The organism is Coleofasciculus sp. LEGE 07092 (assembly GCF_015207375.1).
In the GTDB taxonomy this organism is placed as follows: domain Bacteria; phylum Cyanobacteriota; class Cyanobacteriia; order Cyanobacteriales; family Coleofasciculaceae; genus LEGE-07092.
The window spans coordinates 1-11616 of record NZ_JADEWY010000175.1 but is presented as its reverse complement, the minus strand read 5'-3'; the positions used below and the strand labels follow the sequence as shown (position 1 = coordinate 11616).

The 11616-nt window shown below is 44.2% G+C and carries 7 protein-coding genes; 2 read left to right on the top strand and 5 right to left on the bottom strand.

Going from position 1 to position 11616, the window contains the following annotated elements:
• Positions 1–135 precede the first annotated feature (135 nt).
• Complete coding sequence (locus IQ257_RS26945) at positions 136–654, top strand: dihydrofolate reductase family protein (protein ID WP_193880336.1); 519 nt, start codon at positions 136–138, stop codon at positions 652–654.
• A 391-nt stretch (positions 655–1045) separates the two neighbouring features.
• On the opposite strand, the gene IQ257_RS26940 is transcribed toward IQ257_RS26945, so the two are convergent.
• The 3 genes from IQ257_RS26940 to otsB form a co-directional block, all read right to left on the bottom strand.
• Positions 1046–2374, bottom strand: a complete 1329-nt coding sequence (locus IQ257_RS26940) for a TMEM143 family protein (protein WP_193880333.1) — start codon at positions 2372–2374, stop codon at positions 1046–1048.
• Positions 2375–2581: 207 nt separating this feature from the next.
• Positions 2582–4993 carry a glycoside hydrolase family 65 protein gene (locus tag IQ257_RS26935; RefSeq protein ID WP_193880330.1) on the bottom strand — a complete coding sequence of 804 codons (2412 nt, stop codon included), beginning with the start codon at positions 4991–4993 and terminating at the stop codon, positions 2582–2584.
• Positions 4986–6545 carry a trehalose-phosphatase gene (otsB, locus tag IQ257_RS26930; protein WP_193880327.1) on the bottom strand — a complete coding sequence of 520 codons (1560 nt, stop codon included), beginning with the start codon at positions 6543–6545 and terminating at the stop codon, positions 4986–4988. Before otsB ends, IQ257_RS26935 begins: the two co-directional genes overlap by 8 nt.
• Positions 6546–6965: 420 nt before the next feature.
• Between otsB and IQ257_RS26925 the strand changes: the two genes are divergently transcribed.
• Complete coding sequence (locus tag IQ257_RS26925; RefSeq protein WP_193880310.1) at positions 6966–7478, top strand: hypothetical protein; 513 nt, start codon at positions 6966–6968, stop codon at positions 7476–7478.
• Positions 7479–7690: 212 nt separating this feature from the next.
• Here the strand turns inward: IQ257_RS26925 and IQ257_RS26920 are convergent, their stop codons facing one another.
• Positions 7691–8281 (bottom strand): hypothetical protein, encoded by a 591-nt coding sequence (locus IQ257_RS26920; protein WP_193880307.1) that lies wholly within the window; start codon positions 8279–8281, stop codon positions 7691–7693.
• A 3-nt stretch (positions 8282–8284) separates the two neighbouring features.
• Positions 8285–10906 carry an Eco57I restriction-modification methylase domain-containing protein gene (locus IQ257_RS26915; RefSeq protein ID WP_193880304.1) on the bottom strand — a complete coding sequence of 874 codons (2622 nt, stop codon included), beginning with the start codon at positions 10904–10906 and terminating at the stop codon, positions 8285–8287.
• Positions 10907–11616: the final 710 nt, after the last annotated feature.

Sequence of the window (11616 nt, the reverse complement as noted above, 5' to 3'; positions counted from 1 at the left end):
GTGCAGGGGTGCAGGGGTGCGGGGTGATGAGTCTGCCATTGACAGTTCATGTTGCCTGTCCTACGGGATAATTTATTTTTTGGAGTTTCCTAATACTTCAAGTGTTCCCTTGTCTCTTCCTCAAGCCAAGAAACCATGCGAAAAATACGGTTGTTTATTGCTTCCTCCCTTGACGGATATATTGCGAGAGCATCAGGGGAGGTAGATTGGCTATTCACGGATCAAGACTACGGCTATAGTGAATTTTTTGCCCAAGTTGATACCCTACTCATGGGTAACAAGACGTATCAGCAAGTTCTTGGCTTTGGGGAATATCCTTATACAGGTAAGCAAGGTTTTGTTTTCTCAAAAACTCGCTCTGGCGAAAGAGATGACAACGTGGAATTTGTGGGGGGTGATGTGAAAGAGTTTATCAACACCTTACGTCAATCTAGTGGGGGTGATATTTGGTTAGTTGGGGGAGCGCAGATCGTTCACTTTTTTATGAAACACGGTTTTGTTGATGAATTGATTCTTTCAATACACCCTATTATTCTAGGGAGCGGCATTGCACTGATTGTGAACGATCCAAGCTTAGAGACAGCACTGGAATTAAAAAATGTTAAACCCTATGAATCAGGATTGTTGCAGGTGTCTTACAACTTGAAAAGATAATGAACCGCAATCCAGTAGAAACATTCCATGGAGCGTCTCTACTCTGAATTATACAGTCGCAGATTGAGAGCGATCGCCTCTGGCACTAGGTCTAATACCCACAGGACTTACGCACAGACGCTACATCTGGTAGGGACACCATATATCGTGTCCCTACAATTAGCGGTTTACAGGCTTTCTTTGCGTAAGTCCTGACCCATTCATTTCTTCCAGGGGAACTTAGTCCCCATCTCCGTCAGCGCTGAAAAGATGAGATAAAGTACGAGTACAGCAACACCCGCCAGAAAAAGAACAAAGTCGTTGTTCATTCTTGTCACCATTTTCACTCAACATTTCCACCCGATTCCCTATTCCCTACCCCTAACCCCTAATCTGATCCAGTACTGTGATTTCAGGTATACAAAAAAATATTGTCCCAGATATAGTCAATTACGGTTTTAGCATCGTCTAACGAAAGAACCTGGCAATACCCTCGCTCATCTTTAGTCAGCAAGGAAAATTCGGGCGTATTGGCTCGGTCTTGACTGCCCTTAACGATTTTGCCACGAATCTGTTGCAAATTGCCAATGGGACCATTGATATCAAAATCAATTTTCATCCCCAGCTTCTCATCCATCCAATCTTCAATCCGATTATCTAACTGTTCAGGGGTTAGAGGTGTGTCACTCGTTAACAAATGATAGTAAGCCAAAATAATTTCTTTACATTCTTCCTCTTCTGCTGCATCAATTAAAACCTGAAAAACACTAGCGTTATTAGCGAGATTTTTAAAGAAAAGGGTATCGGTTATATTTTTACGAAATTTTATATGCTTGCTTTTGTACGAGCTGTACTGCTTAAAGGCAAACCCACCCAACGAAACCAACAGCGATAGAGTGGCGACTAATACAGGCATAATATCGCGCACCTGTTCTTCACTAACCTGGATTTTTTCCAGAAGTGAGGGACCGGCTGTAAAAAATAAAATAGCACCAATGATAACAAGGAGTTTGGGAATCACTTTTAAAATAACTGGAATCGCTGCTCCAATGGCTGGAATCACCAACATAAGACGATCTTTCCACGTCATGCTAATTTTGAGGTTGGGAAATAGCAGCTCCATGTCAAACTTGGGGATATTCTTATAAAAGTAAATATACATTTTACCCGGAGTAAAATTGAGTGATTCGAGTTTAACTTTCTGTTTTACGAAATAGGATTCATCTTTAAATTTAATCAGCAGTGCTACTCGCTGAAAACTATTAATAGTCTTGTCTACCTTTTTGAAGAATTTCTTAACTTGAATAAGTTTATAAATATCACCTCGGCAGTAGCAAACCATCTGGTCAAAATCCTTTAACTCCACCTTTGTTTTTAGATGAATTAACGATTTTTCCTCAAAAGCTCTTTGCAAACTGGCTGGAGAGAGAGGGACATAGTTCGCTCGTTCGAGAATGCTCTTAAAGTCATCCACCACTTTAGTTTCCATCTCTACCAACTGGCTTAAAGTGGGTTCAACTCTCGATTTTATATCCGCATCTGGGTTAAAGGGTTCATAGTTATCCTTTAACCGTTCCAAATAGGCATGAAATTTAAAGTGATAATAGGCAGAAAGCAGCGAGCAGAAATCTCGAAACTTGCGAACATCTGCCCCAGATAACCGACCCTCTTCAATGCAAAGGTCAATAAGATCGGGGCGACGATAGGGAATAAACGCTTCTCTGTCTTCATAAGCAGCCATATAATGTCTACACTTAGCCTAATTCGTAGAGTTTTTGATCTACTAAATGTACCTCACAAGGCTAGGAAACGCTATAATCCTAACCGTACTTCCTCATCTCCCTCATACCAAGTTACAGCTCAGTGGCGTAATGAAAAATTCCTACTCCCTACCCTCCACTCCCCACTCTCTACTCCCTTTCTCAAGATTTTAGACCGCAACTGAGTATCACTCCAATACAAACTCCCGCGTCTCGCCCTGCACCATCTCGTACACATCACCACAAAAGCCGATACATGCGGGTTGGGACCAGCCGTGATCGAATGATACGGTAAGCTTTTTATCAGTTAACTGCACCGATAGCCAGTGTCCCCGATAACGAAGCCGCAGGCGAACATCCGATAGTTCATCGGGGAGAAACGGGTTGAACCACAACACTTCATCGCGCATTTCAATGCCCGTGTGACAGCGTTGAATGAGATCGACCGTTCCTGCCATCGCGCCAAGGTGAATACCCTCAGGCGTCGTACCCCCCTGAATGTCCTCAATGTCACTATGCAGAGCTTCTTTGAAAAGTTTCCAGGCACCTTCACGATTCGCTCGTGCCAACACCCAGGAATGTACAATACGGCTGAGGGTGGAACCGTGGGAGGTGCGCTGCATATAGTAGTCAATATTGCGGGGAATGCAGTCGGAATTGAACTCATAGTCCATGTGATCAAAGAGTCCCTGCAATACCTCTGAGGAGAAGAGATAGAATAACATGAGTACATCAGCCTGCTTACTGGCTTTGTAGCGGTTCACTTCGTCATTCTCTGACTCCAAAATGCGATCGAGGCGCTGAATATCCCCGTACTTTTGGCGGTAGCCCTCCCAATCAAACTCTTTCAGGTTCCCGTAGCCCTCGAACTGGCTAATGATGCCCTCGTCGTGGAAGGGAACGAACATTTTACGGCTGACTTCATCCCAACGAACCAGCTCTTCGTCTGCAATTTCCAGAACCTCCCTCAGCTCTCGCTGACGTTCTTCGTCGAGTAAGTGCAGCACACCACAAGCGCAGCGCAGTACCCACGCTGCCATGACGTTGGTGTAAGCGTTGTTATTTAACCCAGGCTCGTCAGAATCACGATAGCGGGTGTGGAATTCATCAGGACCCATTACACCCTGAATCTCATAGCGATCGCGCTTTCCATTATACGTGGCGATGCTTGCCCAGAAGCGGGCAAGTTCCAATAACAGTTCTGCTCCGTAGTACGATAGAAACTCGATATCGTTAGTCGCCTGGTAATACTGCCAGACGTTATAAGCAATAGCCGCATTAACGTGCCGCTGACGGTTAGAATTATCCGGAATCCAGCGTCCTGAGCGGGGATTCAGGTGCAACACCTGACTTTCTTCCCGTCCATCACTGCCGCTTTGCCAGGGAAACATCGCTCCACCATAGCCCCATTCCTGCGCCAAGTGCCGCGCTTCGGGGAGCCGACGATAGCGATACATCAATAGAGAACGGGTGAGTTCCGGTATTCGGAGTGTCAAGAAGGGGAAAATAAACAGCTCATCCCATAAAATATGTCCGCGATAGGCTTCCCCATGCCATCCACGGGACGGGACGCCAACATCGCCATTGATAGTATTCGGCGAGGTAGTCTGTAACAGGTGGAAAATATGCAACCGCAGAATAAACTGAGTTGCAATATTACCGTTGTGCAGGTTGATATCTGAAACACTCCAGAGATGTCGCCATTTCCGCTCGTGCGACTGGAGCAACTCCGCAAAGGAACCCGCCCGACGAACAGCCTTCCGCGCTTCTATCGCCGGTTCGCTGATAGCAAAGTCCCGCGACGTATAAATTGCTACCACCTTCTCAACACGCAACTCCTTTTGCTCGTGACAAGGTACGAGCAGCCGTTGGGCGATGCGTCCGTTCTCGTTCTCCCGCTGCCGCTGAGTTGGAACTAATATATCACCCTCAAAGACGCGGGTTCGTGCCGCTTGGGTCATGCGGATGTGGGATTGGTTGGTGCGAACGGTTAGAAAAACCGCATCTTCGCCCTCATAGCCAGTATCCAGGATTTCTAGGTGCTTGCTGTTAAGCTGCCTGTATCGCTCGACATTCTGGTTCGTCACCGTGCCATCCAGCGCCGAGCAAATCTCGAGTTGTCCTGACCAATTATGCGCCGTCAACCGCCACTCGATCGCTGCCAGATGCGGATTTTCCATCTGGACAAAGCGGCGGCTAGTGAGGGAAAACTCCCGCTCATTGGCATCGCGGAAACGGATGTACCGTTCCAACACGCCACAGTCTACCTCTAACTGATAGCGAAAATCGAGTAAGTTAACGGCATGGAGATCCAACCAATCACCGCCTTCCGGTCGAAAGTTAAGGGGCAGCCAGTTGGGCCAGTTTACCAAGTCCTCACTTTCCAACACATGACCTGCGATTTCCGTCTCAAGGCGATTGTAGCCACCGGCTAAGTAGGTTCCCGGATAATGGGAACCCCCCGCATTAACTTCCTCAAAAGCACCCCGCGTGGCGAAGTATCCATTGCCTAAGGTACACAGCGCTTCGCGCAAGGGCTGTTGCTGGGGTTCCCAATTCGTGTAGATAAGCTTCCAATCGTGGGTTTCCCGTTCAGTCACGATCTAAATTCCTTTCGTTGAGTTTTTTCAATAGGGCTTGGAAAAACTGCTTCACCTCATCTGGGTTTTGCAGGATATAATTAGCCTGGGTTGGTTCATGGGGTTCACCGATGCGGATGCCGACGCCGCGATCGCTCAAAGCCTGAAATGCATCTTCGTCGGTTGTATCATCCCCCAGATACATGGGCAGCACATTGGGTTGGTTGAGTCCGAGCTGATCGAGCAGCCAGCAGACGGCATACCCCTTATCCCATGGCACGTCTGGCTGAAGCTCGAAAATCTTTTTTCCACCCCGCTTGCGTAGCTGTTGGTGTTCGTTGAGAACCTCATCAACAATACTCTCAATGCGATCAATATCTTGCTCGGTAGCTTCTCGATAATGGACAGCTACGGCGAAGTGCTTCCTCTCTACATGCGCCCCCGCCAGAGGCTCTAAGCGATCGCGTAACTGGCTTTCAGCGTCATCCAAGTCGGGAAGGCTGGCTTGGGCTTCCTCTTGCTGCTCGCGCATATCGTCGGGACCTGCAATATCAAAACCGTGACTGCCTGCGTAGTAAAGGTTTTCGAGTCCTACCAGGGTTTGCACATCCCTTAGATCACGTCCGCTGATAATGCCCACTGTGACTCGCAAAGACAACTGCCGCAGGAGCGATCGCATTTCCTCAGAAAGCGCCGCCTCTTCTGGTCGTTTCACAATGGGTGTCAGCGTCCCATCATAGTCAATAAACAGTGCCAAATCGCAATCACTCAGACGAGTTTCGATGGAGTGGAAGTATTCTAGCGCGGAGCGTGGGGGTGTTGTGGCTGAATGCTCCTCGCCTCTCATAGAGATATCCCTAAGACTTTGAACTACAACATCCGCACCATGCTGACGCAAGGCTTCACCGTCACCCTCACGAGCCATACCGACTACCCTACCAAATTGCCCCGCCCGTCCTGCTTCCACACCGGAAATAGCGTCTTCAACGATAATCGCCTGCTCAGGTTCAACAGCAAGTTGCTGCGCGGCTTCCAAGAAGATATCAGGAGCGGGTTTACCCTTGAGGTTGAGTCGCTCCGAATCAACACCGTCAACTTTGGCATCAAAGAGATTTTTCAGTCCAGCGGTTTCTAAGATAGCTTCGCAGTTACGACTCGAAGAGACAACAGCAGATTTGATGCCTTGCTTACGCCATCGGCGAATCTGCTCTACAGCATCCGCGTAGGTTTCGACGCCTTCCTTATGCAGTAAATTCAGAAAAATTTCATTCTTGCGGTTGCCCAATCCACAGATAGTTTCTTTCCCAGGCGGATCATCAGGATTACCTTGGGGCAGTTCAATACCACGGGACGCTAAGAAGCTGCGTACTCCATCGTAGCGAGGTTTGCCATCGACGTACTTATTATAATCGGCGTCAATATCGAATGGCGTATGATTTTCTCCCTCCCCTTCAGAATGTTGTTGAAGGTAGTCATCAAACATCTGCTTCCAAGCCCGTGCGTGCAGACGCGCTGTCTGGGTGATAACGCCGTCCAGATCCAGAATTGCGGCTTTGTATGGGTTGTTGTTCATGAAGGTATCTCTGGGCGTTTTTCGGCTGGTTGGCACGATGCCTTCTGAGGGAAAAGTCTCTCCACCAGTACTCTTATCGGAACATACCATTGAGTTTTGAGCAGCGCATCTAACCCTTGGGGGAGGGCAAGGGAGATCGGGGAGCAAAAGATAAACACTTTTGTTTGTGCATTTCCGGACGGGTAGATTATGAACTCGCTTGAATGCGATCGCTTATACCATTTGGTTTTATATGTGTCACATTTCGTAGGGTCGGGTTTATCGATATCTAGGCGGGAAAACCACTATCTTGGTAAACCTGCCCCTACCAAGCCATTCCTAATTACCGCATTTGAATATGACAATCATTTACCCAAAGGGTATTACTCCTCTTCCAGCTTTACACTATGAACGAATAGTACAAACTAGTTTGTCACAAGGATGCTTGACTTAGCCAAAATCCAATTGATTGCCCAATCCTATTCTCCTCAAGAACTCTTTGCGGCACTGGTTTGGCAGCGTCGATTCAATGAGTTTGATGGCGAGGAAGTGATTACTGACCTTTCTCAGCATCCTTCTTTATGGGCAAGCTTTCTGTTTACAAAACCCATCTTTGCACCCGATGAAAATGGTCTGAGCTTTGGTGGCGTCATCGATACGCTTCTGGCAATGGCGAATTATCGTCCCATGCCTGAAACCAGCATCATCCATTTTGTTGCCTATCCTGCGGACACGTTATATATCCTTACAGAGAACCAGGATACAACGGTGTCTCAGCTTTTGGACTTGGGCAAAAAGTGGCGAGCTGACTCGGTAGAGGTGAGTGATGGTTCAAATGAGGAGTATGGTTTGCGGCTCAAACGCCGACTGAGGGTGCGATTGGACAGTGGTCTATATGGTGAGAATGTTGGGCGTGATCGTGATGCAGTCGTTATTTCCTACTGGTGGGATTGAAGAATACTGCTGTTTGGAAGAGTAGATTACAAGGGATTGGGGCGATCGCAAGGGCTGGTTGGTTAAAATAGGGTAAGTTACGACCTTTAGGGATGGGTGGGACGTGGGAGCGATCGCGCTTCACGCCACTTTGCGATCGCATCTACAATCGATTACGGGAGAATCTGAGAAACTTTGGCAGTAAATGAAGATTCACTTCAAAGTGACTACACTTAACGCAGTTTTAGAAACAAATCGAATACTTCTTCTCTAAGCATCAGTACCGCTTCTTCTATAGCCTGCGTTAGAGAATTTACATCTCGAAGTACATGGTTAAGGTACCCAGTATTTAAAGCAATATGTGCGTGAGGCCAAATGTGGCAATGTGGCGAGCAAGAAGAATCTGTACATTCTATATGAAGATGTAGACTTTGCTTATATTTGGCATGAGCTGCATTATCCGGTTCATTAGGGTCACAGTGGAGAAGGCAAAATTCTTTTTCCTCGGCTAAAGCTGGCTCAATCATATAAATGTGAAGATAGGCGCGATCTAAGTAATAAAACTTCCCTTTGCTTTTATCAATTCTGTACCATCTTTCATAGTACATTGCGCGTAAGCTAGGTATGACTGTTCTAAATCGCATATCATCATATCGACCAGTAGTTCTAGAACTATTATCTTTTGCAGATGCAATATATTGTGTTGTACTACTACCAGTAGAGCCTACATAAAGATCTTGATAATCACGGGCAATCGGCTTAAGAAAGTGCTTTATAGTTTTATTACGGCTGTTTAACTCTTTAGAACTAATCTGAATTCGCATATTCTAAATTGATACACCGTAGCTAGAAAGCTCGGAATCACTCAAACCATATAGATTAGCTACAAATCTATTAATTTCAATTTCAAGCTTAATTGCTTCACTGCCTGAAGCAAGTAGACGTTTGTCAACAAGAAGTAAAAGATTATACATTTCAGAAGTAGCTATTTTTGTTGGATCAGGAACAGGAGTTTTTAAAAGAGTTCTTGGTTCTAACATGGCATAGCCACTTCCATACTTGTGCGAATGCTCTGAGATATAGCGGTAACAAATACTAGAATTTAAAACAGCAATGAAATAACGTAACAGATCACTCTCAACATTTCGATCTTTTGGATAAATAACCGGAGAACGAACAACAGCGAACTTTCCTTCACTATCAAGTGCGAAACGAGGCATAATTGCTAGATGAGGACTAACAATTTTAGGCTGCATCAAATAGTCTATACGAGGTCTTTCTAATTCCCACCAAAGTATTTGGTTTTTATTTACCGCAGCGCGAGATTCAAGCTTAACTTTATGTTTTAGTAAATAGTTCCAGGTTTTTGGATACTTAACTTTTAGCTCATCCTCTTCTAATCTTTGTCCTTCAATATATGGATAAAAGATGTATTTATCTACTCTGGTCGGAGGAGTGTAAGATTCCATCTCTCGGTCAGATAAAAATGAAACAAAAATGTCTTCCTCCCCTTTGGGTACATCATACTCAGATATTATAAATACTTTGTTGTTTCCAGTCTGCAATCCTACTTGGATACGCATAAAATCACCAATTACTGGAAGTGCTTCTAGCTTGCGTTGAATATTTGCTATCGAGGGAGGTAGTAATATCCAATTATCTGCTTCAAAAACTTCTTGGGTTACATTAAAAACATTGTAAAATTTTGTCTCTACGTGGCGACCTTCAATTATGTCTTGAAGAGCGCGTCCCACTAGCTCTTGACACTGAGCAACAGTTGCTAAAGGTGCTGGTTCTATGTTAAATCGTTTCTGGAAAATTAAAAGAATAACATAAGAGTCTACATCTCCGAAAACTGGCATAGAAGACAAATCAACTAGACATCGAATCCAAGATGTTTGAGCAATAAGATTGCGAATCCCAGAGTCACTTTTTGATAGAAGGAATTTGTGAGGTAGTACAAATAATCCATATCCTCCTGGCTTGAGAACTTCTAAACTAATCTTCAAAAAAGCCAACGACAAATCAATTTTTCCACTAGCATCAATGCTCATGAAATCAGTAATCCGTTCTCTCATTGCTTCACTTTGGTCTGTTAAAGCAACAAAAGGTGGATTAGTAATAACAGCCCCAAAACTATTTCTTAATTCAGGATGTTCCTGATAATACTTAATTGCTTCATCAGTTTGAATTGAAATATTAGATGGTAGTTGATTAGTAAGAACCAAATAAAGAAGGGATAGCGATAAAAGAGCCGCCTGACAAGCATTAGGATCGACATCTAATCCGACTACATTCTCAAAGGCTGATTCAATAAATTCAGTAGTTACTCCACCTTGTGTTGGATCACACTGAATCTCTAACAACGTTCTCAAAAAAATGCCAGAACCAACAGAAGGTTCTAATGTTTTTAACCGCTTAAATTCAAGTGGTGGCATCTGTTCCCGCAGATACCTAGCAAAGAATCTAGCGATAAATTGAGGAGTATAAACACTTCCATAGGCTTTGTTAGGTTTTTCTTCAGATAAAAGGGGGAAAAGGCTAAGTTGATCAGATTCGACAATTCTCAAAAGGCTTGTATACCTTTCATAAATACGGCTAAGAGCGTGTTTAGATATAAGTGAAAAGTCATATTCGTAAGGCTTGGCATACTTAATTCGATAAAAATCCATAATTAGTGCTTGTATCGTTTGTCCATCTAAACTATCAAAAGCACTTAGTAATGACTCATTAATTAAATACTGAGGTATATCTCTCTGGTTAAAATAGTTAAGAGTTCTAATAATGGACTCTCGTATGCTATATTGATTACCATTTAGTACCACATTTTCAAATAAAGCTTGTGAATTTGAAAATTCCTCAGATCTTGATGAATACAGACGACGATAATTATCTTCAACTGCTCTAGTAAAAATAATAGCGTTAAAAAGTGCAGATAACTCTCTATTAGAAACTGAATTGCCTAGTTCAGAATATAAGTTACGTTTCCAGAATGAAATTGTATTAATTAAAGCATCATCTAATGCTGGAAGATTGGGATTTTGACGCTTTCCTGAAATCTCTTCAAATGCTCTGCTTCTTAAATTTTCTAAATTGTCACGAGAAATTGGTCGTGTTTCTACGATTCTTCCTAGATCGAATCGGTTGAAAACATATAAGATTTTATCAGGTTCTATCTGAATATGCCAGTCAACCAAGTTATTATAAGATATGCCAAGAAGCTGTCTCTTTTCTTCGTAGTTGATATCTTTATAGGGTCTCTGCAAAAAAGTGATGACAGCTTGATTTTCTAATCCATGTTCAACTATTAGATGAGCATTGGCAAAGTTGCGAGTTGATGGAATATCTAAACTATCACTTGGTGTCCACCCGAAACTATACGCAAAATCATTCAAAATTCTGGGGTGATCAATGGGTAGCAATCCTGATGCCGCCGATGTGAGTTGCATCACTGTTTGGTATAGACCAGACACCATTAACGCTCCTATCCTTTAGTTGACAAACTTTTTATCATAGCATCCAGGCCACGACAACAAACGCCAAAGCACAAGTCAAGCAACTTACTGTGATATAGTAACTCCTAATTTAGTGCTTTAGAACAAAGGCACTATAATTATATTCCCTGCTGTCTGCCACGCTCCCATCTCCCCAAACGACAACCGACAGCGATCGCAGCCCCTATTTTCCCCCAAAGCCGGAACCTTAGATCTGGCTTGGCATCTAGGACACTTCGACAACAACCTCAACTACCGTCAATCCCTCCCAACTTTTCCAGCATCGCTTGCCACGCCTCAATCTGCTACTGTAATTGCTGAATGCGATTCCCTTCGGGATAGCTTCGCTTCACGCACTTGGCAGGATGAGGAGATGCGATCGCGTATGCCGTGAGGCTGTGATGCTATGAGGCGTGAAGCTCAACGGCTGCAAGATATTTTAGATGCGATTGCAGCGATACGCACTTTGCTGGATGAGAGGGAAGAGAAGCGATCGCACGTTGGAGGATAAACAAGTTCGTCAACAGGCTAATTACTTAGAGTATTCCAACTAAAAAATGATCCAAAACTTTAGTCACTTCGACAAAAGATTTCAACGAACCATTTTTTCAAAGTTGGTAAGCGGTAAATCTGCTCTTCGATTTGGGCCATTGCTTGTTGTGTAA